23 protein-coding genes are annotated in these 23,920 nt (G+C 62.0%); 11 read left to right on the top strand and 12 right to left on the bottom strand.

From position 1 onward, the window contains the following. From HMPREF1219_RS04500 to HMPREF1219_RS04490, 3 genes are all read right to left on the bottom strand, one after another. The gene (locus HMPREF1219_RS04500; RefSeq protein WP_051120480.1) at positions 1 to 312 is read right to left on the bottom strand and encodes a hypothetical protein; all 312 of its coding nucleotides are present in this window, start codon (positions 310 to 312) and stop codon (positions 1 to 3) included. Positions 313 to 331: 19 nt separating this feature from the next. Continuing rightward, a complete protein-coding gene (locus HMPREF1219_RS04495; RefSeq protein ID WP_016459322.1) occupies positions 332 to 805 on the bottom strand; it encodes a hypothetical protein in 474 nt (157 codons plus the stop codon). 545 nt (positions 806 to 1,350) lie between these two features. Then, positions 1,351 to 3,204 carry a choice-of-anchor I family protein gene (locus HMPREF1219_RS04490; RefSeq protein ID WP_016459321.1) on the bottom strand — a complete coding sequence of 618 codons (1,854 nt, stop codon included), beginning with the start codon at positions 3,202 to 3,204 and terminating at the stop codon, positions 1,351 to 1,353. A 209-nt stretch (positions 3,205 to 3,413) separates the two neighbouring features. Here HMPREF1219_RS04490 and ilvA point away from each other — a divergent pair, with 209 nt between their 5' ends. After that, positions 3,414 to 4,697 (top strand): threonine ammonia-lyase IlvA, encoded by a 1,284-nt coding sequence (gene ilvA, locus HMPREF1219_RS04485; RefSeq protein WP_040426908.1) that lies wholly within the window; start codon positions 3,414 to 3,416, stop codon positions 4,695 to 4,697. 7 nt (positions 4,698 to 4,704) lie between these two features. On the opposite strand, the gene HMPREF1219_RS04480 is transcribed toward ilvA, so the two are convergent. Both HMPREF1219_RS04480 and treZ read right to left on the bottom strand, forming a co-directional pair. After that, a complete protein-coding gene (locus tag HMPREF1219_RS04480) occupies positions 4,705 to 5,037 on the bottom strand; it encodes an MGMT family protein (RefSeq protein WP_016459319.1) in 333 nt (110 codons plus the stop codon). Then, complete coding sequence (treZ, locus tag HMPREF1219_RS04475; protein ID WP_040426906.1) at positions 5,021 to 6,769, bottom strand: malto-oligosyltrehalose trehalohydrolase; 1,749 nt, start codon at positions 6,767 to 6,769, stop codon at positions 5,021 to 5,023. The genes HMPREF1219_RS04480 and treZ overlap by 17 nt, the downstream gene beginning before the upstream one ends. A 58-nt stretch (positions 6,770 to 6,827) precedes the next feature. On the opposite strand from treZ, the gene HMPREF1219_RS04470 reads away from it, so the two are divergent. The 3 genes from HMPREF1219_RS04470 to HMPREF1219_RS04460 are packed head-to-tail and all read left to right on the top strand — an operon-like array spanning position 6,828 to position 8,140. After that, a complete protein-coding gene (locus HMPREF1219_RS04470; protein ID WP_016459317.1) occupies positions 6,828 to 7,478 on the top strand; it encodes a YigZ family protein in 651 nt (216 codons plus the stop codon). Positions 7,479 to 7,499: 21 nt separating this feature from the next. Next, positions 7,500 to 7,733 carry a hypothetical protein gene (locus HMPREF1219_RS04465; protein WP_016459316.1) on the top strand — a complete coding sequence of 78 codons (234 nt, stop codon included), beginning with the start codon at positions 7,500 to 7,502 and terminating at the stop codon, positions 7,731 to 7,733. Between the two features lie 8 nt (positions 7,734 to 7,741). Further along, on the top strand, positions 7,742 to 8,140 hold the full coding sequence (locus HMPREF1219_RS04460) for an RNA-binding S4 domain-containing protein (RefSeq protein WP_016459315.1): 399 nt from the start codon (positions 7,742 to 7,744) through the stop codon (positions 8,138 to 8,140). Positions 8,141 to 8,263: 123 nt separating this feature from the next. Here HMPREF1219_RS04460 and HMPREF1219_RS13360 read toward each other — a convergent pair whose 3' ends face one another. From HMPREF1219_RS13360 to HMPREF1219_RS04425, 7 genes are all read right to left on the bottom strand, one after another. Further along, positions 8,264 to 8,398, bottom strand: coding sequence for a hypothetical protein (locus HMPREF1219_RS13360; protein WP_016459314.1), 135 nt, complete (start codon positions 8,396 to 8,398; stop codon positions 8,264 to 8,266). A 58-nt stretch (positions 8,399 to 8,456) separates the two neighbouring features. After that, positions 8,457 to 9,467 (bottom strand): GTP pyrophosphokinase, encoded by a 1,011-nt coding sequence (locus tag HMPREF1219_RS04450; protein ID WP_016459313.1) that lies wholly within the window; start codon positions 9,465 to 9,467, stop codon positions 8,457 to 8,459. Further along, positions 9,460 to 11,964 (bottom strand): malto-oligosyltrehalose synthase, encoded by a 2,505-nt coding sequence (gene treY, locus HMPREF1219_RS04445; RefSeq protein WP_016459312.1) that lies wholly within the window; start codon positions 11,962 to 11,964, stop codon positions 9,460 to 9,462. Before treY ends, HMPREF1219_RS04450 begins: the two co-directional genes overlap by 8 nt. Positions 11,965 to 12,048: 84 nt before the next feature. Then, positions 12,049 to 12,654: a hypothetical protein gene (locus tag HMPREF1219_RS04440; protein WP_040426902.1), complete on the bottom strand. Its 606-nt coding sequence runs from the start codon at positions 12,652 to 12,654 to the stop codon at positions 12,049 to 12,051. A gap of 240 nt (positions 12,655 to 12,894) precedes the next feature. After that, positions 12,895 to 14,226 (bottom strand): 3'-5' exonuclease, encoded by a 1,332-nt coding sequence (locus HMPREF1219_RS04435; protein ID WP_016459310.1) that lies wholly within the window; start codon positions 14,224 to 14,226, stop codon positions 12,895 to 12,897. A gap of 167 nt (positions 14,227 to 14,393) precedes the next feature. Continuing rightward, a complete protein-coding gene (glgX, locus tag HMPREF1219_RS04430; protein ID WP_016459309.1) occupies positions 14,394 to 16,649 on the bottom strand; it encodes a glycogen debranching protein GlgX in 2,256 nt (751 codons plus the stop codon). Between the two features lie 312 nt (positions 16,650 to 16,961). After that, a complete protein-coding gene (locus HMPREF1219_RS04425) occupies positions 16,962 to 17,564 on the bottom strand; it encodes a TetR/AcrR family transcriptional regulator C-terminal domain-containing protein (RefSeq protein ID WP_016459308.1) in 603 nt (200 codons plus the stop codon). A gap of 397 nt (positions 17,565 to 17,961) precedes the next feature. Here HMPREF1219_RS04425 and HMPREF1219_RS04420 point away from each other — a divergent pair, with 397 nt between their 5' ends. The 7 genes from HMPREF1219_RS04420 to HMPREF1219_RS04395 all read left to right on the top strand — a co-directional run bounded on the left by HMPREF1219_RS04420 (position 17,962) and on the right by HMPREF1219_RS04395 (position 23,868). Next, the gene (locus HMPREF1219_RS04420) at positions 17,962 to 18,612 is read left to right on the top strand and encodes an Rv0361 family membrane protein (protein WP_016459307.1); all 651 of its coding nucleotides are present in this window, start codon (positions 17,962 to 17,964) and stop codon (positions 18,610 to 18,612) included. Positions 18,613 to 18,630: 18 nt separating this feature from the next. Next, positions 18,631 to 19,146, top strand: coding sequence for a hypothetical protein (locus HMPREF1219_RS04415; RefSeq protein ID WP_016459306.1), 516 nt, complete (start codon positions 18,631 to 18,633; stop codon positions 19,144 to 19,146). A gap of 238 nt (positions 19,147 to 19,384) precedes the next feature. After that, entirely contained in the window at positions 19,385 to 20,689 is a 1,305-nt protein-coding gene (gene hisD / locus HMPREF1219_RS04410; protein ID WP_016459305.1) for a histidinol dehydrogenase, read from the top strand. Further along, entirely contained in the window at positions 20,689 to 21,759 is a 1,071-nt protein-coding gene (locus tag HMPREF1219_RS04405) for a histidinol-phosphate transaminase (protein WP_016459304.1), read from the top strand. Before hisD ends, HMPREF1219_RS04405 begins: the two co-directional genes overlap by 1 nt. After that, positions 21,752 to 22,402: an imidazoleglycerol-phosphate dehydratase HisB gene (gene hisB, locus HMPREF1219_RS04400; protein ID WP_016459303.1), complete on the top strand. Its 651-nt coding sequence runs from the start codon at positions 21,752 to 21,754 to the stop codon at positions 22,400 to 22,402. Before HMPREF1219_RS04405 ends, hisB begins: the two co-directional genes overlap by 8 nt. 3 nt (positions 22,403 to 22,405) lie before the next feature. Continuing rightward, positions 22,406 to 22,567 carry a hypothetical protein gene (locus HMPREF1219_RS12765; protein ID WP_016459302.1) on the top strand — a complete coding sequence of 54 codons (162 nt, stop codon included), beginning with the start codon at positions 22,406 to 22,408 and terminating at the stop codon, positions 22,565 to 22,567. Positions 22,568 to 22,674: 107 nt separating this feature from the next. Further along, complete coding sequence (locus tag HMPREF1219_RS04395; protein WP_016459301.1) at positions 22,675 to 23,868, top strand: HNH endonuclease signature motif containing protein; 1,194 nt, start codon at positions 22,675 to 22,677, stop codon at positions 23,866 to 23,868. Positions 23,869 to 23,920 lie beyond the last annotated feature (52 nt).

Here is a 23,920-nt window from a genome sequence, read left to right as displayed (position 1 = left end):
TTACAGGGCAATGACGACAGCGGCGATTAGGAGTATGGCCGCGATGACTGCAAAGCAGATGAGCCCTCGCTTTGAAGCGACCACGTAGTTTTCATCGCCTGTTTTCTTGGAAGATTGCCTAACGAACCCGAAGCAGACGGCGCTGAGGATCACGAACTCCACCGGCCAAACCCATCCGGGGTAGTCGAGCTTCGCCATAAAAATGGCCGATCCCGCGGTGATGAGGGCCCCGAGAGCTATGGAGTAGAGCCACATCGGCATCCTGAAACCGGTTGGCGTGGACAAAGTATCGGTTGCGACTGGTTTACCCATTTGAGTGTTCTTCTTTCTTCTAGTAACTGGCAGCGGTTACGCCTGCTCCGACCGCAGCTCCGCAGGCGAACCCGCCCGCGCCGCCGGTTGCCGCTCCAACTGGGGCGCAGACGAGCGCGTCGGCAGCGACATTGATTCCGAGCCCTACCCATTTATTTTCAATGCATCGATTGGCCACTCCGTCAGTGCTGCCGGCGTAAATGACTCCGTTTGCGAACTTGAGGGCCACCCCTTCAGGGAGGTCTGCCTTAATACTCCCGACGAGCTCGTCATTTGCATCGTAGGTGTTGATGAGATTTCCCTCGATGCGTACTGAATCACTTTTCAGCACATGAGGAACGATGACATTTTCAGAAACGTCAAAGGTGCGGGTTCCTTCGGCAGACTGAAACCAAAACGCAGGTTGATCAGATGCGGATGGAGCCTCGATGGTCTGGCTTTCCGCTTGCTGGACCTCTTCTGCATTAGCCAGGGATGAAATGCTGGCAGTCATGAGGGCTGCGAATGCAAATGCTACTGACTTTCGCAGGGGGGAATGTCATTTTTTTCCTTTCAATGAGATGGTCTTGGGAAAGCTTCAAGGAGACAGTTATGTGTTTATGTGTTGTTTTCCATTCGCTTCATCGCCGAAGATAACATGTGGTTGTCAGGCGATGTCAGCGCAAAGTCGATAATCGTTCAATCCGGTGGACGGTGAAGCGTCTTTTTGACGGTTAGCTGAAAATTTGTACCAGATTAATGGCGAGGTTGAAGAAATCCATTGTCTGGGATGATCCAAAATTGTGAGTTGAATTGGAACATGATGAAAATAAATTGTTCCTGTGCTTTTGATTCTAAAAGAAAATTGATGAATCAAGGCCAAGATGATGGCGTTCTTCATTTTTGGCAGGCGTGGTGTAAGAGGCGGGAGTCTGCTATGACAGACGTGATCTGCACTTTGGTATTTCATCTCACGTCGCCGCCAAAAGCTCAACGAAGATGGGTGGAACCGTGAATCGGTTGCCTCCTTGGAAATTTTGGTGTGATGTGCTTCTGACACTAGCCGAGGAGCTTCTGCAACTGGTCCCTCAGCGGGGCTAGCTGCGGGGCGAAGCCCACGAGGGCGGTGAGCACGGCGAGGAAGGTGGAGCACAGGCTGGCGAAGATGATGTCCAAGGTCTTCAGCCGTCCATCGTCGCTGGAAGTAGTCACATTACCGGGAACGGAGGTGCCGTCGTTCTTCGGGGTTACCTCGAAGAGGGTGGTCGTGCCGGAGACCTCGTTACCCACGGCGAGGAGGTTCTTCCCGTTGGGGGAGGTGGATGCGGGAATGAACGTGAGACCCTCTGGGCCCAGGTCGCCGGCTTCCTGCCACGCGGCGTTGTTGCCCTCCTGCGGATCGACGTTGAAATCGCGGTTGTTGAAGTAGGTGACAAACTGCGCGGCTGCTGGGTTCGTGATGTCGTACACCATGATGCCACCGATGCGCTCCAAGCCAATGAAAGCGTACGTCTTATCGCCGATCGTCCCCAGTGTCAGCCCCTCGGGTTCCGGGCCCTTGTCATCAGAGCGCCCGTCAAAGCTCGTCTCCGTGTGGTTTGAGTTGAAGTACTCGGGCACAGCATCCTTGAGAATCTCCTCAAACTGGGAATCGGAGTTGAATACCCGGTTGCCCGCGGTATCGACGATGGAGAACCCGCGTCCACCGAAGGTGTACAACTCCTCAAAGGCGGTTCCCTCCGCGTTGAGCCCCACGGACGTGGTGATCTTCAGCCTGCCCAGGTTGTGTTTCTTATGCAACTGCTTCGCACTGGTGACCGCCTCACCAGTCTCGGAATCAACGGCACCGGCGAAGTTGAAATCCTCCGCCAGCGGAGGAAGGCTGTCCTCTCCTAGTTCCTTCACACGGGCCTCCTCGGAGTAGCCCGTCCAATCCCTGCTATCGCCCTCGTTGGCTGTCACCAGGTACGTGGAGCCGTGTGCTGTATAGGCACCGATGGAATCGGGCAAAAGAAAGGCCTTGACTGGCCAGTTCGCGATGTTGATCTTGTCATCCTTATCGGATACGTCCATCCCCACGGTCCGGAGATTGACGGTGCCGAGGGGCGCGACATTCTCCACCGTCGCCGTGGCGATGTCAATGGTGGCGATGGCATTGTTTTCCTGCAAAGTGACGTACGCCTTGCTGTCCTTCGTCGCGATGTACTCGGGTTCGAGGTTCTGCGCCACGGTGCCGGGCTTGTCGGCGGGGCCGAACACGCGCACGCCTTCCGGAACGCTTTCACCGAAGGTCGCTGTTGCCACAGTAGCGGTGGTGGAAAGGGCACCGGATGCAAGCTCAGCAGGGACGGAGATGACGCTCACGGAGCCCTCCGGGTCGACGGAGTAGTCCTCGGCCGGCTCGCCCTCGTTGGCCACCACGGCGTACTTTCCGGTCTCGTCAAAGGTCACCATGTCCGGCGGCGCGCCCACGGGGAGACGCTGCAGGATCGTGCCGTCGCCGGCGGCATCAAAGAGAATGACCTCGCCCGGATCGGTTTTGGTGGCAGGCTCCACGGTGGCGATCGCCAGCCCGTCGCTGCGCACGGACACGGAGTTCACCGTCGTCCCCGCACCTGCATGCACGGTTCCCACCTCCGTGGGGGAAGTCGGATCGGAGATATCGAGAATCGTGACCGCGCCGCTTAAGGCGTTGACAACGAGCAACCTCTTCGATCCGGCATCGTAGGCGACGATCTCCGCCGACGACTTTTCAAACTCCCCGGTCTCGTGGGTGCCGATCGCCGTAAGCGTCAGGTCTCCTGTTCCAACGGACACTGGCTTATCGACGATCACCGCCGACGCAGGCGTGCCGGTCACCGTTCCAGCAACCACGAGAGACGTGGTCACAAGCCCCGCGACAAACTTCTTCATCCCATTCACAACCTTCCATACATATGTGTGCTTTGGAAAAGTGTCTCAACCCAAGGTGAGGAGAGTTTCGCGGAAGCGTAAACGCGAGGTTAATTCTTTGTGGTTGCCTATCCTCGCCGGCATGATCTAGGCGATGTTGGGCGCAACGTGCTTGCTGTTCGGCACCGCTGATGGGCGAGCGAAGCGTGCGCACCCTCTACAATTGCCACATGGCACAAGAACTGACGAATTGGACACCCGTAACCGCAGCCGAGATTCAACATGCGCAAGCGCGCATTTCTGCGGTCATCGCGCCCACGCCACTGCAGTACTGCCCGCGCCTGTCCGAGCAGGTAGGCGCAGAGGTGTACCTCAAACGCGAAGATCTCCAAGATGTACGCAGCTATAAGATCCGGGGCGCCTACAACTCCATCGTTCAGTTAAACGAGGAAGAACGAGCCGCCGGAATCGTCGCGGCCTCCGCAGGCAACCATGCCCAGGGCGTCGCCTACGCGTGCCGTAGCCTCGAGATCAAGGGCCGGATCTTCGTTCCTGCCCCCACCCCCAAACAGAAGCTCAACCGCATCAAGGTCCACGGTGGCGACTGGGTAGAGGTTGTCCTTACCGGAAAGAACTTTGACGAGGCCTCCGCCGCCGCCCACGAGTACGTGGAAGAGACCGGCGCCACCATGATCGAGCCGTTCAACGCCCGCAACACGGTCATCGGGCAGGGGACCGTAGCGGCGGAGATCGTCAGCCAGCTTTCCTCCCGCGGCAAGACCGCAGATTCCATCTTCGTCCCCGTCGGCGGTGGCGGTCTGCTCGGCGGCACGCTGAGCTACGTTGCGAGCATGTCACCGGAGACCCGCGTTATCGGTGTGGAGCCCCAGACCGCAGCCTCCATGCAGGCCGCGTTGAATAACGGTGGCCCAATCACGGTCCAGGGGATGGATCCCTTCGTTGACGGCGCGGCCGTGGCCCGGGTGGGCGAGGTGAACTACGCCATCGCCAAGGACAACTGGGACCGTCTTACCATGGTTGCCGCCAATGAGGGTGCGGTATGCACGGAGCTGCTTGAGCTGTACCAAAACGAGGGCATTATCGCTGAAACGGCCGGTGCACTCTCGGTGACTGGCATGGTGGAATTCGACTCGATTGTCCCCGGCAGCGCCAACGTGTGCATCATCTCTGGTGGCAACAACGATGTCCTTCGTTACTCGGAGATCGTAGAGCGTGACCTCGTGCACCGGGGGCTCAAGCATTACTTCCTGGTCAACTTCCCGCAGGAGCCGGGCCAGCTGCGTGGCTTTGTCAACGACGTGTTGGGGGAGGACGATGACATCGCCAGATTCGAGTACTTGAAGAAGAACAACCGCGACTTCGGTACCGCCTTGGTCGGCATCGAGTTGACCGACAGCAAGAACCTCGAGCCCCTGCTACGCCGGATGCGGGATTCCTCCCTGAAGATCCAGCACCTTGTGCCGGGGACACCGGAGTACGATTTCCTCTTCTAACGGTTACTTACCGTCCGCGTAGACATGGCTGCCACGCGTGGGCAGCCATGTCTACACGGACGGTGCCGGTACGTGAGTAGGCGATGTGCTCCTCGTCCCAGTGGGGCAGGGCCTCCTGCCACACGTGGATTGTGCCGTCGGAACGCACCACCCGCCACCACGGTGCGAACGCACCGAATTTTCCCATGATGGTTCCCACGTAGCGTGGCCCGCACCCGGCGGCGATTCCTACGTCCTTGTAGGAGGAAACTCGGCCGCAGGGAATGGAGCACGCGATCTCGACGATCCGGTCGGCCAGCTCCGAAAAGGGAGCTCCGTCACCGTTAGACCCGGCTGACATCGGTGAGAATAGCAAAGCTCCACGGTGGCAACTGCGTTCCCGCATCGCTCACGGCCGGCTCAGTTAAGGAGTATTCCAGGTTGCCTGTGAACGGGGCGGTGGCAGTGTCATCGGAGAGGTTAGCTACGAGGAACGCATCTTTGTAGCCAAACCCGATCCAGTTATCGGTGTGCTCCACCGTGAGCTGGTCGAGCCATGGACGGGTGAATTTCAGCTTTTTGCGGAGCTGGAAAAGCTTCTTGTACGCGCTAAGAATCCGCTCGTTATCGGCGGTGAAATTCCAATCCAGTTTGGCGCTTGCAAAGGTTTTTTCGTCAGCCGGATCCGGCATTGTCGCTACCGCTTCCTCTGAGAACCCCTGGTAGCGGAACTGGCGCTGACGGCCCTCGCGGGTGAGGCGGTTGAGATCCTCGTTGCAGTGCGAACAGAAGAAGGGGAACGGTGTCTGCGCACCGAATTCTTCGCCCATGAAGAGCATCGGTGTGTACGGAGTGCTGAGGACGATAGCAGCTTTCAACACGATTTTCTCCGCGCTCAAGTACTGTGACGGACGATCACCGGCCGGACGGTTGCCGGTCTGGTCGTGTGTAGTCGTGTACGCGAGGAACCGGAATGCGGGCGTTGCCGAGGTATCCAGCTGCCGTCCATGCGTGCGACCGCGGAACGAGGAGAAGGTGCCGTGATGGTAAAACACGTGCGCCACCGTTTGGGCTAGTGCGTCCACGCTGGCAAAGTCCTCGTAGTACGTGTGTGTTTCACCGCTCGTCAGAGCGTGCAGCGCGTGGTGCAGATCGTCCTCCCACTGCGCGTCGAGCCCGAACCCGCCGAGACCATTGCCACCGCGCGGTGCGACCAGTTTCGGATCGTTTTGGTCCGATTCGGCGATGAGCGTCTTCTGCAGCCCCGTTGTTGCTTCGATCTCCGTTGCGAGGATACTCAGCTCTTCGAGGATGTGGGTGGCGCTGGTGTCGACGATCGTCTGCACGGCATCGAGACGCAGGCCGTCGATGTGGAACTCGGTGAGCCACTGACGAGCCGCGTCGAGGACGTAACGCCGCACCTCGTCGGAGCCGGGCCCGCAGAAGTTCACCACGTCGCCCCAGTCGGTGGCACCACTCGTGGTGTACGGGCCGAACAGCGGGGTGAAGTTCCCCACCGGCCCGAAGTGGTTGTACACCACGTCGAGGATGACGGCGATGTTCTTGTTGTGGCAGGCGTTGACAAGGTGCTTGAGCCCCTCGGGGCCACCGTATCCCTCGTGCACGCAGTGCCAATCCACGCCGTCGTAGCCCCAGTTGTGGTTTCCTCCGAAGGGCTGTACGGGCATGATCTCAATCGTCGTCACGCCGAGTTCAAGCAGGTAATCCAGCTTCTCCTCCGCACCCTCAAAGGTGCCCTGCGGGGTAAACGTTCCCACGTGGAGCTCGTAGATCGACTGCCCCGGCAGAATCCGGCCGGTCCACTGATCGTCGGTCCACGTGAAGCCATCGGCGTATACCTGGGATAGCCCCAACGGACCGTCCGGTTGGCGGCGCGACCTCGGGTCCGGCAGCGGGTCCGTCCATTCGCCGGCGCGTAGCAGGCGGAACCCGTAGCGCTGCCCATCGGCCATTTCACGGTCTGAGCACCACCACCCGGTTCCGTTGCCATGCTTGCGCATGGGAAGGTCCTCACCGTCAAGGTGGAGGCGGACATCATCGGCATTCGGTGCCCAAACACTGAAATTAGTCATACATTTGAGGGTAAGGAACCCGTTCGGCGCTGTCAAAGACCTGTGTAGAGTAGTGGCCATGGATCCCGACGCCGAATACCTGCTCCCGCCTGCTGCTCACGAGGCCGTGGCCGAGCTTGAGATCAAGCGCTCCCGGTTCATCTCACACATCGCGCGTGTGCAGTCGGAGGACGAGGCGCGTCAGTTTGTCACCCGCATCAGGCAGCGCTACCCGGATGCTCGCCACCACTGCAGCGCCTACTACTACAACGTCGAGGGGGCCAACCCCGTCGAGCGGTCTTCCGACGACGGTGAGCCCTCCGGTACCGCGGGCAAGCCGATCCTCGATGTCCTCACGGGCTCGGGGCTGGAAGACATCGCCTGCGTGGTGGTGCGCTACTTCGGCGGAATCAAGCTGGGCACGGGTGGCCTCGTCCGCGCCTACTCGGATGCCACCACGGAGGCGCTCCGCCAGGTGGTGCCGGTGCGCAGGTCGCTGCGCATGCTCGCCACCATGCATTTCCGTCACACCGACGCGGGCAGGTACGAGGCCGATCTTCGCGCCCGTGGGTACGTGGTGACGGACGTGGCCTACGGCGCCGATGTGGCGCTCACCGTAGCTATCAAGCCCTCCGAGGAGGAAGCGCTTGGTGCCTACGTGCAGGCCTTAACAAAAGGTGCGGTGGCGCCGGAGTTCGACTCCACCATGTGGGTGGAGCTACCCGCGTAACTCCGTTTACAATAAGACGTTATGAACATGCAACGGTATCCCCAGAACCCCATCGAGCGCCGTAAACAGGCGGTGCGCAGGTACTCTAAGACCGGCGTCATCGGAGTAGGCGGTGGCGTTGTCGGCGGTCTAGTCCTGTCGCTTGTGGCGGAGGATTTCTCGTTCCTCATCGTTGGCCTTGTCATCGCCGTGGTGGTGGGCATCTACAGCTGGTCCAAAGTGAAGGGGATTGTCAACCACAAAGACAACTATTAGGGAGTTTCATGGGTGACGTTGCGCTAGGCCAGCCCGCGGAATCTGTCCGGATCGACCAGTATGTGTGGGCGGTGCGCCTGTATAAGACTCGGTCGGCCGCCTCCGATGCCTGCAAGGCGGGGCACGTGAAGGTGAACGGGGAGGCAGTCAAACCCGCCGACCAGGTGGTCGCCGGGGACCAGGTGCGCGCATGGGTAGCCCACCGCGAGCACATCATCGAGGTTGTCCAGCCGATCAAGAAGCGCGTAGGCGCGCAGGTGGCTCGAACCACCTACATCGACCACACACCGCCCCCGCCCCCAAAGGAAATCATGGCCTCCATGCCGAGGCGTGACAGGGGAGCAGGCCGGCCGACGAAGAAAGACCGTCGCGCTCTCGATCGCCTGCGTGGGAAAAACGGCTGGTAATGGTTCGGGCGCTCCGGCCTCAACTATGTTGGGGCGGATGCGCCACAAACGTGTGGTGTCGTATTCGTCAGGAAAGAGTGGATGAAAACGACACCCCACTAGTGGGGTCGGGGGCCGCGTGGCTTACTTGCTGGAGCCGGCGGTGCCCCAATCAGCGGGCGGGAAATCGATGCCGAGGGGGCGGAAGAAATCCGCGATGGCGAGAGCCCACACGTGGAGAAAATCAAGGAGCTGGGGGAATTCGGTCAGTGACGACATGAAAGTCCTTTCGTAATAATCGTGGTGAAGTCCAGCATAACGATCCCCACCCGTCGTCTCAACGGCGCTCGTCATCGGCCTGCTGTTTAGTCTGTAATTTTTTCAGCCGTCGCTGAAGACGGGCCGGGCGTCGCCCGGGGCGGTAGCCGGAATGCCCCGTGCGAGCGATGTGGGACGAACCGAAGCGCGCAAGCAGAAGGTCGTCGACAAGCCTGACCTGGCTAGGAACATACTGATACTGGAGCGCATCGAGAACCAGGGAAACATCGTCGGGGGATGTGATTGCCTCCAGATCGGCGACGGTGCGCACCCCATTCGCCGTGAGTATTTCTTCCAACCATGGGTACACCTCCGACTTGGAACGGGGGAACCGGTCACCCAACAGGAGGGTGAGGACGTGGGGCAGGTTGCCGTCCGTGAGCGGGACGTTGCCGGCGACCGGATGCGAATCAGCGCGCACGTGGGCGATCTGGTCGAATTGCTGGTCCGCGAGCTCAATGAGCCCGGCGGCGAGGGTGAATGAGCGATCAATCACCGGGTCGGCACCCGTTCCCGCTCCTTTGTAGCGGATATCGTGCTCGAACTCGGCCCACGCGTGCTGCAGGATCGTGCGCAGCTGCACCTCGAATACAAGCCCGGCGTATGCCTCAAGATCCTCGGTTTCCTCGGTGACCTGCACGATGAGGTGGTGGGAACCGTAACCAAAGCCGCCGGAAATCCTCGTCTCAGCGGCCTTGTCCACCGAACGCAACACGGTGAACATCTGCTCAAGAGTTTTGATCACGCGGGGGATCTCCGTGGAGTGGTACGTGATGATGCGGGCCCCCACAACGTCAGTAATTTGCTCCCACGGGTGCGGGTACAGCAGTGAACTGTCCTCATCACATTTGGCGGCCTTCGCCGCAAACGAGCGCCACGATTTGATGCGTGTATCCACACGATCGTAGGCGATACCGGCATCGGACACGCAGTCTTCCAGCGCGAAGCGGATATCGCTTTCCAGCGTGGGGTGCTCGCGCACGAACGTATCGTATTCCTGCTCGAGGCGCTCGAGGTTTGGTTTAGTCATCAGAGGAATTTCTCACAAGTAGTGCAGTAGGAAACACTGACAATAGACTCTCAACGTCGACAGTGCCAGTCACACTGCGCCCAGTGAGCACCTCCGTCCAAGAGCCCTCGGGCACCGTTAGGGCGGTATCGCCCCAACCACCGTCGGCCCACAGGTGGAACGGCTTGCGGGTGGCCACGGCGATAACATCAACGCGATCCGGGCGCGGGCCACGGCCCAACCCGATGAGGTAATCCTCCGCCTCGCCTTCGGCGAACACCGCCTGGTAATCGCTACCGACGAAGTCGCTGGAATAGTTCGATCGCACGTGGAGAGCTGCGGCAACCACTGCCTGCTTCGCATCGTCGTACCGGTCCAACAGGTGTGCGTACGGGTGGGGATCGCCGGTGAGCTGCGAACCGCTCGTCACTGAATCGCCGACGGTGAAACCTTCAGTATCCCCGCCCAACACACGCAGCGTCCGTTCCAGCGTCTCCTTCCTCGCCTCGTAATCAACAAACCGCCGGTTATCCGGGTCCACGAGGCTATCGCAGAAGTACTCTTCGCCCTGGTAAATATCGGGGATCCCCGGCGCGATGAGGTGCAGCATCTTGCGTCCGAGCCCGATGAGCGTGGCGGCATGGGCAAGTGGCGTGATGAACTGCGTGATGCGTTCATGGACGGGGCCGTGGAGGATCGCCTGCACCCATGCGCTAACGCGCTCTTCAAACTCCTGGTTCGGCTCGGTCCAGGTGGTGTGTATACCTGCCTCACGGATGGCCTTGGTGGTGTAATCGAGCATCCGGCGCTCGTACTCGTCGGTGATGACACCGTCGACAGGCCACGTGCCGAGGATGTTTTGCAGCAGGAAGTGCCCGGTGGCACCGTCCGGCGGCGGGGTGATGGAGGTGACCTCGTCGATGATCTCGGAAAACGCCCGCGGGCAATCCGCCAGCTCGATGATGCGTGCCCGCACGTCCTCGCCGCGTTTGGTGTCGTGGGTGGACAGGGTGGTCATCGTCTGCGGCCACAGGCGGGCCCGCTCCTGTTGGAGAAGGTGGAACTCGGCTGCGGACACACCGAACCTGCCGGGCGCTCCGCCCACCTCGTTGAGGGCCACCAGCCGTGAGGCGCGGTAGAACGTGGTGTCTTCCACCCCTTTGGCCATGACGGCGCCACACACCTGGGCGAAGCGGGTGAACGCCTCGCCGCCGGAGATGAGCGCCGCGACGATGAGGTCGAGCGCCGCGCGCCGGGAGGGGAACCGCCGCGACAGGTCGGCGGCGACGGTAGCCGTGACACGGGCGAGGGAGACGTAATCGGCGCGGTACACCGGCATGGAGGCGACGAGCTGCTCGATGGTGAGGACGAGCTGCGCGTCCGTGACCGCCGAGCCGGCGGTGGAGAAGTTATCGCGGCGGATCGCACGGGCTAGCCGGCGCACCTCGGCGGCGAGCTCCGAGTGCGCCACCTCGCGTTTGAGCATGTACTCGGTGGCACTGAGGGCTTCCTCGTCCCACGTAGAACCGGTGAACTTGAGAGCCAGCATGGACAGGGTGTCTTCCGCATCGCGGGCGACAAACAGACCGTCGAGCTCGCGAAGAGCATCGTAGCCCGTGGTGCCGTCGACGCGCAGGCGCGGGTCGAGCGCCTCGTCGACGGCGAGGATTTTCTCTATGACGAGCCACCGATTGGGGCCGACCACCTCTCGTAGGCGTGCGAGGTATCCAAACGGATCGGTGAGGCCGTCGGGGTGGTCGACCCGGACGCCGTCGATAAGATCGTCTGCCACTAGTTCCCGGATGACACGGTGAGAGTGCTCAAAAACCAGGGGATCCTCCTGCTTGAGCCCCGCCAGCGAGTTGACGGAGAAGAACCGGCGGTAGCTGATCACCCCATCGCGCCAGTACATGAGCTTGTAAGCCTGGCGGTCCAGAACCTCCGCCGGGGTGGCCTCCGATTCCGGATCGTACGTCCCCGGAGCGATGGGGAACAGCTGCTCAAAGTAGCGGAGAACGGGCTCCCCCTCGTAGGTGTCAAACGTGAGCTTGTCCTCGTCTCCCGGCTGCCCGAGGATCGGCAGCCCGAGCTTGCCGCCGGCGCCGTTATCCTCGTGCCAATCGATATCGAAGTAACCCTCGAAGTGCGAATCCTTGCCGTTTTTCAGAACATCCCACCACCAGGGGTTGCACTCCGCGTGGGCCACCCCCACGTGGTTGGGCACAATGTCAATGATGATTCCCAGCCCCCTATCCCGGGCGGCGTGAGACAGCGCGACAAAACCCTCCTTGCCACCGAGCTCGGGGTTGATCTCGGTGGGATCGATGACATCGTAGCCGTGGTTGGACTCGGGAACGGCGGTGAGGATGGGGGACAAGAAGAGGTGGCTCACGCCCAGATCTTTGAGGTAATCGAGAATGTCGATGGCATCGTAAAAATCGAACTTGAGGCCCTCAGGATCAGCCTTCGGCCCCCGGAGTTGGAGGCGGTAGGTCGCGGTAATTTGTGTGGAAACCATGGAGAACTGCGTCACCCTTTCTCTGACTCAGTTAATCAAGTCTAGTGACTTATCCTCTCGGGCGCGGGGAGAGTGTAATCTCCGTCACCCGTAGACCGCCTCAATTGTCGCCGGCGACAGGTAATCGATGGGGGTGCGCGTTTGACGCGGGAAGGCATTCTGCGGCGAGAGTTCGGTGGCCTGAGGATCCAGTGGGTACGGCCAGCCACCAGTGATGACAAACGGGGCGGGGGAAATCCGCCTGGTGGTGCGGCGGTAGATGGTGTTCGCGATGCGCGACACCGCCGGCAGCGCGGCGGTGGTGGTGGCGATGAGCGATCCGTCCGACGGGGCGAAAAAGACACGGTAGCGGTGCCCCAGCTGCTGGCCACAGAAATCCAGCAGCAGTTGCGCCGTCACGGGGTGCGCGAGCCAGCTCGTGGCGCACGTATCAAACGAGGTGACAAGCGCGGCTTCCGCACCGAGTGGGGCGTGTGGGAGGGGGACGGTGGAAAACGGCGAGCATTCGTCCGCCCTCGCCGCGTGGTGGAGGTTATCCGCGGCGTACTGCCAGGCGACGGTAACCGGTGCTGCAAGAGCGGTTTCGTCCGCGTGCGCAACAACCTCGCCTCCAAGCTCAAAGCCGACGCGAAAACCACCGGTGAGCGCTAACGACACCGGGTTAGACGGGTGCCCCGTTGACGTTGCCACCGGCGTTTTCGCCCACGGCGCTGTGCGCAACAGCGGAAACAATAATCGCGTTCGACGTGTGTGGTGTGGTGTGAGCATGCCCCCTCGCTTCTCGCCCCGCCGGCTGAAGCATCCCGCCACCCGGGTTGGCAGGACTCGGGCCCCACACGGAGGAGGGCCCGGGGAGCGGTGATGCGTCGGGGCTTCAATCATCACCGCCCCTAGAGAATTAGACGCATCGAGTGCCCCCATCGGTTCCATCTAAAACGGAGGTTCTTCATCCTCCGTGGCCTCAGGCTCGATACCCAACACGGTGAACAGCTTGTCCGCGGGCCAAATATCGATCTGTTGGCCCTGCTCCTGCAGCTGCTCCGCGCGCTTGTGCTTGGATGTTTTCTTCGCCCAGCTGCCCACGACTACGAGCGTGGTCTTCTTGGTCACGTTCTTGCCAATAATCCCGCCGAGATCGGCGATCTTCTGCCACAGCGTCCCCTTGTCCATCGGCTCGAAATCGCCGGTGAGGGTGACATGCTGGTGGTAGAGCAGGCCCTCGGGATTGGCATCCTCGTTGGGCTCCGGGATCGTCTCTGGGGTGGACACGGCCGACCACGCCGGGCGGCCACGCTTGCGGTACCGGCCGTTTCCGGGTGCCGGCTCCTGTTCCTCGGTTTCCCCGCCGCGGCGGTGGCGGATCTTCTGGACGGAGCGAATTCTACCCTTAGTGCCGATGTGGCCGAGCGTGAACCCGGATTGCTCGATGTACTCCTCAAACGATCCCTTGAAGCCATCGGTTCCGGCGAGTGAGGTGACGATCCGCGCGCACGCCTCCGCATCGTCTCCTGCGCAGTGGTGATGCTCCAGCGTGATGCCGAGGCCCTGGCAGACATCGGGAAGCCGGTGAGTGGTGAACCCGAGGCTCCTGGAGCGCGACAGCGCGAGGGTGCACCCAAACGGGTTGGTGGCGGCGGTCTCGTTGGAGGCAGCGCAGGCTCTCGACAGCGCCGTGAAATCGAACTGCGCGTTGTGAGACACCATGGGCAGCTCGCCGACGAACGATTTCACCAGCTCGTAGCGCTCGGCAAAAGGCGGCTCCTCTGCGACATCCTCGGGGTGGATGCCGTGGATCGCGATGTTGTCCTCGAGGAACTCCTCCAGGCCGGGGGGCGGTGCGCACCGCCACGTCTTGCTATCCGCCACGATGCCACCAAGGACCTTGGTCACACCGATTTCAATGATGGAGCCCCAGTCGGCGTTCGCCGTCTCCACATCGATGGCAACAAAGTCGAGACCGGGGATCGGGGTATCCGCCTGCAGTGGGGCCTCCCCTTGGCGGACGCGATCGATGTCAGCCACGAGCTGCTGCAGTGCCGCCTGCTGGGTGCGCTGGAAGCGGATGGTGGTTGGCTCGCCATCGCCGCGCTTAAGCGTGACGGAGCCGAGGCTAAACGGTGTTGGCTTCACCACCGTGTACTCGTTGATGGAAGAAATGGGGATGGTGACCTCTGGGGCGGTCAGGCTCGCCACGAGGGGAGAGTTGTAGATTGTCAGATCCGTGTCACTGATCGCCACCGTGGCGCCGTGTGCTGTGAGCACTGCCTGCCCTTCCGTTGAAACGCTTCCGTCCGCTGAAAAATCGGACGCTTGACCTCACTTTACCGGTCGCGGTTACGCTGCGCCGAAGCGCCTTCTTACCTGCGGTGTTACGGGTATAGACGAGGCCCGTGCCGGCGCTTGGCGGGCACGGGCCTTGGGAAATACGTCTAGGCCTCGGGCGCTTCGGCCGCTGCCTGGTCACCCTCGGCATCGCTTGCGGTGGGGGCCTCATAGCCCTGCACCTGACCGCCGCCCTTGGGGGCACCGGAGACCGGGGGCTCATTTTGCACGGCAACGATGGTGGACCGTGCGGCCACCGACACCTTCTCGCCCGCGCGGAGGATCCGCTCCTCCTCGGTTTCGCCTCGCGGCTGAGTGGTATCGATGATCACCTTCCAGCTGGCACCGTAGGTGGCAACCGGGAGGGTGAACTCCACGTCGGTGTGGGACGCGTTGAAGAACATGAGGAACGAATCGTCCTCCACCTTGGCGCCACGGGAATCCGGCTCGGCAATTTCCTGGCCGTTGAGGAACACCATGAGGGCCTTGCCAAAGTAGAAGTCCCAATCGGCTTGGTCCATGAGTTTGCCGTCGGTTGCGAGCCAGGCGATATCCCGGTGGGCGGATTCATCGCCCAGTGGGCCGCCGGCGAGGAACTGGCGACGGCGGAACACCGGGTGCTCCTTGCGGAGCTCAATGAGCCTCTTGGTGAACTGGAACAGATCCTGGTTCTCCTCGTACTTGCTCCAGTCAAGCCACGAGATCTCGTTGTCCTGGCAGTAGACGTTGTTGTTGCCGTTTTGGGTGCGGCCAAGCTCATCGCCGTGGCTAATCATGGGCGTGCCCTGGCTAATGAGGAGCGTGGTGAGGAAGTTGCGTCGCTGTTGCGCGCGCAGGGCGTTGATCTCGGGGTCATCGGTGGGGCCTTCCACGCCACAGTTCCAGCTCCGGTTGTGGCTTTCGCCATCGCGCCCACCTTCGCCGTTGGCCTCGTTGTGCTTCTCGTTGTATGAGACGAGGTCATTGAGCGTGAAGCCGTCGTGTGCCGTGACAAAGTTGATGGAGGCGGTGGGCCGGCGGTTGTTATTGGAGTACAGGTCGGAGGAACCAGTGAGGCGGGAGGCGAACTCGCCGAGGGTGGCCGGCTCACCGCGCCAGAAGTCCCGGACCGTGTCGCGGTACTTGCCGTTCCATTCCGTCCACAGTGGCGGGAAGTTACCCACCTGGTAACCGCCCTCACCGACATCCCAGGGCTCGGCGATGAGCTTCACCTGGGAGACAACCGGGTCCTGCTGGACCAGGTCGAAGAAGCTGGAGAGGCGATCGACATCGTGCAGCTCACGGGCGAGGGTAGAGGCGAGATCGAACCGGAAGCCGTCGACGTGCATTTCCGTCACCCAGTACCGCAGGCTGTCCATGATGAGCTGGAGGGAGTGCGGGTGGCGGACGTTGAGGGAGTTGCCGGTGCCCGTGTAGTCCATGTAGTGGCGCGGGTCGCCGTCGACAAGCCGGTAGTAGGCGGCGTTGTCAATGCCCCTAAACGCGATGGTCGGGCCCATATGGTTGCCCTCCGCCGTGTGGTTGTACACCACGTCAAGGATGATTTCGATGCCGGCCTCGTGGTAGGCGCGCACCATGCCCTTGAACTCGCTCACCGCGCCGCCGGGCTTGGTCGCAGCAGCATAGTCCTGCTGCGGTGCGAAGAAGCCGAGGGTGTTGTAGCCCCAGTAGTTGCGCAGACCGAGCTCGCGCAGCCGGTCGTCTTGGAAGAACTGGTGGATTGGCATCAGTTCGAGGGCGGTGATTCCCAGGTCTTGGAGGTAATCGATGATGACGGGGTGCGCCAGCCCCGCGTACGTGCCGCGAAGGTTCTCCGGAATGTCCGGGTGGGTCATCGTCAGCCCTTTGACGTGGCCCTCGTAGATCACCGTCTCGTGGTAGGGGGTCTTGGGTGACTTATCGTCACCCCAGTCGAAGAAGGGGTTGACCACCACAGATTTCATGGTGTGGCCGAGAGAATCCTCGGTGTTGCGGCCGTCTGGGTTCTCCGGATCGGTGATGTCGTAGGAAAACAGCGACGGATCGCCGTCGTACTCGCCGTCGAAAGCCCGGGAGTAGGGGTCAACGAGGAGCTTGGAGGGGTCGCAACGGTGACCGTTAGCCGGGTCATAGGGGCCGTGGACACGGTAGCCATAGCGCTGCCCGGGCTGGATGCCGGGGAGGTAGGCATGCCAAATATTGGCATCCACCTCGGTGAGCTCGACCCTCGTCTCGTTGTTTTCCTTGTCGAGCAAGCACAGCTCTACCTTGTCTGCAATATCGCTGAAAAGGGCGAAATTTGTTCCCGCACCGTCGTACGTCGAGCCAAGAGGGTACGACTGGCCGGGCCAGATTTCAATAGAAGTCTGATTTTCTTCACTCATGTTGACCCAGTTTATCGTTAAAAAACCAAGACTGTGAGTTGGCGGTGTGCTAACATCAGGCGTGTTGCAGGCAAAGTCAATGAGGCTATGGGGGTTAGGTTATGGCCTGCATGAAAGATTATTCCACGCCCCGAAACGGGCGCATGAGGGCGCAGAATGGTTCTGTGTGCGAAAACGTGCAGGTTGGCTAATATGTTGACGGGCAGAACAGGGGGGAAACGCTGCACACCTTTCCAGCGCCGTGTGCATAAATTCTTACCGTGCCGTGGTGTTTTGTCCACATTTACGCGCCGATTGTGTTAATGGACACAACTAGTCGCGGCGCGTCTCGATACCCGCCAGGATGAGCGCCAAGCCGGACTCGAAAAGTGCCGTCCCCTCGCTCTCGAAGTCCTCGTGCACTGGGGCTTTTGCTGCGTGCGCTTCCGCGGGTGTGGTGGCCTTCTGGCCATCGTCGCCACCGGGTTTCTTCGCTGGCCGCTGGGTGGCCAGGTCGTCCAGTTGGCGCTGGAACTGTTCGTACTGCACGTGCCCCAAAGTGAAGCTCAACAGTGTGGAGGCTTCCGGCTCCGTAAGGGATTCGTCGGGGGTGCGGATGAGCTCGATGAGTTCGTCGCGGACGAGCCCGGAATTGTTGGCTGCGGCCACCACTTCGGCACCATCGCGGAACTGGAGCATCGCCTGGCGCAGGGCACGGATCATGTCGGCCGTTGTTGCCTGTTCCGTGTCGACGTGGGTGATGATGGCGTGGCCAATGAGGGCGATGAGCTCCTGCTTGTTCTTCACGTGCCAGTAGATGGAACCTGGCGCAGAGTTGAGTTTTCCGGCGATCCTGCGGATGGTCATATCGGCCAGGCCGTAGGTATCCAGGATCTCAAGCCCGGCGGAAATAATTTTGTCTCTGTCCAAGTGCACGTTAGCCAATTGTAGTTGAAAGCCGAAAGAAAGATACAGAGGGTATCCGGCGGGGGCAACCGGCCGGAGAGCGCCGGTGAAGCCCGCTGACGGGCATCAATCGTGCTACACATAATAGAGGTGGGAGAAAATTTTCAGGCAGGTTAAAGTTGGCTGCGCTGGACCGTGGAACTACCTACAAGTGTGCACAGTTGTGTAACAAACCTGTGTGTGCGGTGATACTCTATGTGGCAGGTTTGATCATCTGCTACCGTGCGTTTCGTGCATACATCGTGAGTGTGCCGGGCAGGCAAGGCGGATTCCCTTCGGCGGGGGTTCGGTGCTGCTGTACGTATCGGTGCAGAACGATGAAAAGCAAAGTTATTACGTCTTACCACGTTAAGGAGACCTAACCGTCGTGAAAATTAGTGCAGGTTCGAGGAAGGTTATCGCTTTGACCACGGCTGTGGCCGTCGCGTTGAGCGCTAGCGCATGTAGCAAGAAGGACGATGAGGCGGCCGAGCAGGTGACGGAGACCAACGTGTCTACCCGCACCACCCAGGTGACGGAGTCGTCGGCGCCGTCCTCGAGCTCCGAGGCTCCGTCTCCCACAACCGACTCCAAGGCGCCGGCGACGCTCGCCCCCGAGGCTGAGTCCCAGCCGGAGCTCAACCCGCTGCCGCAGGTTCCCGCCCCTGAGGTGCTTGCTCCTGTGGAAGGCGAACCGGCCAGCGCCGAAGACGCTGAGGCCATTGCAAGCCTGGTCCAGTCCGTCACGTGGGCACCTACGCTGCGTGCTTTTATGAGTAACTTCATGGACAACACGTGTCGCCGTGTCATCGATCAGGCCGGTGGCGCCCAGGGCGTTGACCTCTCTCAGGTGCCGGAGATTCCGCTGGAGCAGATCCCGCAGTACCAGGAAACCCGTTCCACCGTGGATGCGGTGGAGGACATCACGGTCAACGGTGACGAGGCTTCGGCCTGGGTGACCACGACCTCCCAGGGCAACACGCAGTCCGGCACGATGAAGTTCCTCCGCGAGGACGGCCGCTGGAAGATGTGTAACTAGACGCTAAACTAGTGGGCCATGACAACCACGCGCATGGCCACTCGCCCCACCCCACGCCTGGTGCTCGGAGATTTGTCCGGCATCACCGCCGCGAGCCTCGTGTTATCCGGGCTCGTCGGTGTCGCGTGGGGTTTTTGCGCGCCACGGGCCACTGTTCGGACTCTCGGGGAGGGTTCGTTTATCCCGCCCGCCGATTACGGCGCGCATGATTTCCCGCTTTACATCGTCTACCTCCTCATCGTCATCATTGGCGGGGCAGTAATCGGATGGGCGGTCTCGCGGGTTTCCTCGACGCTGGTCGGTCAGCTTGTGGCGGTGGTCGTCGGTGTGGTCAGTGCCGTGACTGTGCTCGCGGCGGGCCACGTAGTGGCCTATCAGCTGTCCGACCGGGCCGCGCTCCTCGGCCCGGAGGGAGTGGAGGTGGCGGTGCGCAGTGCTGTCGACGTCGGCACGGCATTCCTGTGGGCCCCTCTAGCAGCAGCAACGGCATGGTTGTGGGGGATCAGCCGCGCTCCTTCAGAGCCTGAAGAATAGTCTTACATCTCAGAATCATTGTTTTGACATGCATTGATGGGCATAATGGGGAGGGTGGGGAAGTACTCCACGGTTGTTCCACGCACGGTGGCACAGTGACACAGTGGCACGGGCGTTGGCGCCCAGTTGCGCACTCCCGTTCTTCCGCGTCGCCCGGCCGCCACGAGGTGGCGCGAGGAATCCGCGCTGCGCCCGCGCGGGAACAACGTCTCACACCTGGCTCACGTAAGGAGTTGCCATGCTACGCACGATCGATATTTCACAGGGTTCGTATTCGGCCCGACAGCTGCGGGGGATCGTGCCGCGTGGCCATCAGTCCGTCGATTCCATGCTGGACACGGTGCGGCCCATCGTCGAAGACATCGCCCGCCGCGGCGCCGAGGCGGCGCTGGAGTATGGGGAGAAGTTCGACGGCATCCGCCCGCCGAGTCTGAAAGTTCCTCGTGAGGTGTGCGACAAGGCGGCGGCCGACCTTGCCCCCGACCTCCGCGCGGCGCTCAACACCGCCATTGGGCGGGTCCGTGCCGTCCACGAGGCGCAGCGCCCCGACGATGTGACGGTCACCCTCGCCCCCGGTGCGACGGTGACACAGAAGTTTGTTCCCATTTCCCGCGTCGGCCTCTACGTTCCCGGCGGTAAGGCGGTGTACCCTTCGTCGGTCATCATGAACGTGGTTCCGGCCCAGGCCGCCGGGGTGGAGCACCTCGTGGTGGCCTCGCCGCCGCAGAAGGATAACGGCGGCTACCCGCACCCCACGGTGCTTGCCGTGTGTTCCCTCCTCGGGGTGGACGAGGTGTGGGCCGTCGGTGGTGCGCAGGCGGTGGCTCTCCTCGCCTACGGTGACGAGGGGCTCGAGCCCGTCGACATGATCACCGGCCCCGGCAACATCTTCGTCACCGCCGCCAAGCGCCTCGTGCGTTCGGTGGTGGGCATCGACGCGGAGGCCGGTCCCACGGAGATCGCCGTGCTCGCCGACTCCACGGCCGACCCCACCCAGGTGGCCTACGACCTCATCTCCCAGGCCGAGCACGACGTCATGGCGGCTTCCGTGCTCATCACGGATTCGCCGGAGCTGGCCCGCGCGGTGGATGAGAAGGTGGAGGAGCTCTACACCGTCACCCTCAATCACGAGCGCGTGGCCGAGGCCCTCACCGGTGAGCAGTCCGCCATTGTGGTCACCGCCGATCTTGAGCAGTCCATCGCCACAGCCGACGCGTACGCCGCCGAACACCTTGAGGTGCACACCCGCGATGCGGCCGAGGTGGCCTCCCGGATCACCAACGCGGGAGCGGTCTTTGTTGGTCCCTACGCCCCGGTTCCTCTCGGGGACTACGCCGCCGGCTCCAACCACGTTCTGCCCACGTCCGGGTCTGCTCGCTACTCCTCTGGCTTGTCGACGTTAACTTTCCTCAAACACGTGGATGTCATCGACTACACCGCGGAGGCGATGGAAGAGATTGCCGACGATGTCATCCGCCTGTCGGTGGAGGAGAGGCTGCCCGCCCACGGCGAGGCGATCACGGCGAGGAGGGGCGACAACTAATGGAGCTTCCCATCCGCGACGACCTCAAGGGCCAATCGCCCTACGGTGCCCCGCAACTGAACACCCCCGTGCGCCTGAACACCAACGAGAACCCGTACCCGCCAAGCGACGAGCTCGCCAGCGAGATCGGCGAGGAGGTCACCCGCCTCGCGCACACCCTCAACCGTTACCCGGACCGCGACGCTGTCGCCCTGCGCACCGCGCTCGCCCAGTATGCCAGCCGGGCCACCGGGGTGGACCTCACCGTGGACAAGGTGTGGGCCGCCAACGGTTCCAACGAGGTGCTCCAGCAGCTCCTCTTGGCGTTCGGCGGGCCGGGGCGCAGCGCCATGGGGTTCACCCCCAGCTACTCCATGCACCCCATCCTGGCCAAGGGCACGTTCACCGAGTTCATCGAGGTGCCCCGCGACGAGAACTTCGATGTCGACCGAGACGCGGCGCTCGCCGCCATCGACGAGCGCCAACCCAACATCATCTTCATCACCACCCCCAATAACCCCACGGGTAACTCCACCCCGCTGGAGGTCATCCGCGACATTGTCGCCCACGCCCCGGGCATCGTCATCGTCGACGAGGCCTACGCCGAGTTCTCCTCGGCACCCTCGGCGGCAGTTCTTATTGGGGAATTTCCCTCCAAGCTCGTCGTCAGCCGCACCATGAGCAAGGCCTTCGACTTCGCCGGCGGCCGGCTCGGATATTTTCTGGCCCACCCCGCCTTCATCGAGGCCGTCCTCCTCGTGCGCCTGCCCTACCACCTGTCCACCCTCACCCAGGCGGCGGCGAGGGTCGCGCTTACGCACGCCGAGGAGACGCTGGGGAACGTCGACAAGCTCGTGAAAGACCGCAACCTTGTGGCGGCGAAGCTCACCGAGCTTGGCTACAGGGTCATCGATTCGGACTCCAACTTCCTCATGATCTCCCACCCGCGCGCCACGTGGCAGGCCTTCCTCGACGAGGACGTCCTCATCCGCGACAACGGCATCCCCGGCTTCCTGCGCGTCACCATCGGCACGAGTGAGGAAAATTCGAGGTTTCTCGCCGCCGCAGCTAAGGTAGTTGACCATGCCTGACATGTCCTACGCCAGCCGCGACCGCGCCGATGCCCAAACCTCCAAGGACCGCATCGCCCGCGTCGAACGCGCCACCAAGGAAACGACCATCGCCGTCGACATCAACCTCGACGGCACCGGCAAAGCCGACATCCAAACCGGCGTGCCGTTCTTCGACCACATGCTCCAGTCGTTTGCCAACCACTCGCTCATCGACCTCACCATCCACGCCTCCGGCGACACCGAGATCGACAGCCACCACACCGTGGAGGACACCGCCATCGTTCTCGGCCAGGCAATCAACGAGGCACTCGGCGATAAGCGCGGCATCGTCCGCTTCGGCTCCGCCACCATCCCCATGGACGAAACACTCGTCGAAGCAGTCGTCGACCTCTCCGGCCGCCCCTACTTCGTTATGCGCGGCGAGCCCGACCAGATCCTCACGTCTGTTATTGGGGGCCACTACGCCACCGTCATCAACAGGCACTTCTTCGAGACCCTCACCTTCCACGCCCGCATCAACCTCCACCTCATCTGCCACCACGGCCGCGACCCCCACCACATCACCGAGGCAGAATTCAAGGCCGTCGCCCGCGCCATCCGCGCCGCCGCAGCCAAAGATCCACGCGAAACCGGCATCCCCTCCAGCAAGGGGGCGCTGTAACCCGTGGGAGTCTGGTTCGTCTACTTCATGTTCCTCGTCGCCGGCCTCCTCGTCGGCGGCGCCTGGTCCATGTACAAAAACGGGTCCCTTAAGGGAACCATCGTCGTGGGGATTCTGGCGGCGGGGGCGCTGGCGCTCGCGTTCATGAGCTACTCCACCCAATAACAACTTATCCACAGCCCATCCCGGTGGATGGGCTGTGAGAGGGGAGTTATCCACAGGTTTACCGGTGTGGGATGACGCGGTGGCGTACCGGCGCTAGGGTGCGAAGCATGACAGCTTTGAGCACCTACGCCGACCTCACACGCGGCCTCGACTTCCTGCGGGAGGTGTACGAGGTCGACCTCCGCCACCCCAACTCCGTCGAGCTCGTCGCCGCGCAGGCGCAGGTGTTCGAATCCACCGCCTCGGCGTGGCTGACGTCAGCACGCTCGTGGTTCACCTCCAATAACGACGAAGCTCGGGCGCTTGCGGCCACGCTCCCGCTGGACTCATTGGTGGCGATCTCCCGCGCCGTGTACAAAGCAGAACCCGAGCTCCGGGAGGAGTTGCGCACGCAGCTGGCGCGCAGTGCGCAAGGGGAGAGCCCGGAGCGAGTACGGGCCGTCGCCAAGCAAAAACTGCAGGAAACCGTGACGGCCAAGCCCACCGCCACCATGACCATCTCCCACGAACCCGACGTCATGGGCATGAAACACGCGCACCTGAGGCTCCCCGAATCGCAAATGAATGAGCTCCAGGCCCGCGCGCTCGCCGTCACCCCCCTCAATAAGAACGTTCCGGTCTCCGTCAGGCTTGCCGACGGCCTGGTGACACTGCTCTCCGGCACGTCGCCCGACTACTCCAACCACTTCGACCGCACCCTTGTCCCCGCCTTCATCCTCACCGTCGACGACTCCACCTACGTTGGCGACGGCAAATTCGCCACCACCGACGGCCAGATACTCACCGCCGAAGACATCGCCAACTACAACCTCGGCCCCTACGGCTTCGTCAGCATCTACGACTCCGCCGGCCACATCGGCGCACACTACGAGCTTAAGAACCTCCGCTTCGCCTCCGCACAACTGCGCAACGCCATCAACATCGACCAAATCTTCTGCGCCCACCCCGGCTGCCACCAACTCGCCATCTACAGCCAATACCATCACACCCTCGCCTGGGTCGACGGCGGCGAAACCGACTCCGACACCATCATCGCGCTGTGTAAACCTCACAACGCCCAAAACGACGACCACAAATCCCGCAATAAGAACGGCTGGCACGGCAGACACCCCGACACCAAAAAAGCCGGCTACAACCCGCCACACAGCACCACCTGGAAATACAACGACCACCCCGCCACCTACTACAGCGGGCGCGCCCTCCACCTGCGACAACGGGAACGAGCCAGACGCAAAAAAGACACCGCCCGGCGACGACGGCGAAGCTACCGCACGTGGCTGCCCAACGACAAGCCCAGCTAACCCCCAATAAGAAGTGCCACACCCCTCCGAGAGGAGGGGCCCTTGGCATGTC

The organism is Corynebacterium pyruviciproducens ATCC BAA-1742, from assembly GCF_000411375.1.
Lineage (GTDB): Bacteria > Actinomycetota > Actinomycetes > Mycobacteriales > Mycobacteriaceae > Corynebacterium > Corynebacterium pyruviciproducens.
This window is presented reverse-complemented; position numbering and strand designations above follow the sequence as displayed.

Coding starts and splice junctions, on each gene's coding strand:
- HMPREF1219_RS04500 (WP_051120480.1), bottom strand. CDS start 312: ATGGGTAAACCAGTCGCAACCGATACTTTGTCCACGCCAACCGGTTTC.
- HMPREF1219_RS04495 (WP_016459322.1), bottom strand. CDS start 805: ATGACTGCCAGCATTTCATCCCTGGCTAATGCAGAAGAGGTCCAGCAA.
- HMPREF1219_RS04490 (WP_016459321.1), bottom strand. CDS start 3,204: ATGAAGAAGTTTGTCGCGGGGCTTGTGACCACGTCTCTCGTGGTTGCT.
- ilvA (WP_040426908.1), top strand. CDS start 3,414: ATGGCACAAGAACTGACGAATTGGACACCCGTAACCGCAGCCGAGATT.
- HMPREF1219_RS04480 (WP_016459319.1), bottom strand. CDS start 5,037: ATGTCAGCCGGGTCTAACGGTGACGGAGCTCCCTTTTCGGAGCTGGCC.
- treZ (WP_040426906.1), bottom strand. CDS start 6,769: ATGACTAATTTCAGTGTTTGGGCACCGAATGCCGATGATGTCCGCCTC.
- HMPREF1219_RS04470 (WP_016459317.1), top strand. CDS start 6,828: ATGGATCCCGACGCCGAATACCTGCTCCCGCCTGCTGCTCACGAGGCC.
- HMPREF1219_RS04465 (WP_016459316.1), top strand. CDS start 7,500: ATGAACATGCAACGGTATCCCCAGAACCCCATCGAGCGCCGTAAACAG.
- HMPREF1219_RS04460 (WP_016459315.1), top strand. CDS start 7,742: ATGGGTGACGTTGCGCTAGGCCAGCCCGCGGAATCTGTCCGGATCGAC.
- HMPREF1219_RS13360 (WP_016459314.1), bottom strand. CDS start 8,398: ATGTCGTCACTGACCGAATTCCCCCAGCTCCTTGATTTTCTCCACGTG.
- HMPREF1219_RS04450 (WP_016459313.1), bottom strand. CDS start 9,467: ATGACTAAACCAAACCTCGAGCGCCTCGAGCAGGAATACGATACGTTC.
- treY (WP_016459312.1), bottom strand. CDS start 11,964: ATGGTTTCCACACAAATTACCGCGACCTACCGCCTCCAACTCCGGGGG.
- glgX (WP_016459309.1), bottom strand. CDS start 16,649: ATGAGTGAAGAAAATCAGACTTCTATTGAAATCTGGCCCGGCCAGTCG.
- HMPREF1219_RS04415 (WP_016459306.1), top strand. CDS start 18,631: ATGACAACCACGCGCATGGCCACTCGCCCCACCCCACGCCTGGTGCTC.
- hisD (WP_016459305.1), top strand. CDS start 19,385: ATGCTACGCACGATCGATATTTCACAGGGTTCGTATTCGGCCCGACAG.
- HMPREF1219_RS04405 (WP_016459304.1), top strand. CDS start 20,689: ATGGAGCTTCCCATCCGCGACGACCTCAAGGGCCAATCGCCCTACGGT.
- hisB (WP_016459303.1), top strand. CDS start 21,752: ATGCCTGACATGTCCTACGCCAGCCGCGACCGCGCCGATGCCCAAACC.
- HMPREF1219_RS04395 (WP_016459301.1), top strand. CDS start 22,675: ATGACAGCTTTGAGCACCTACGCCGACCTCACACGCGGCCTCGACTTC.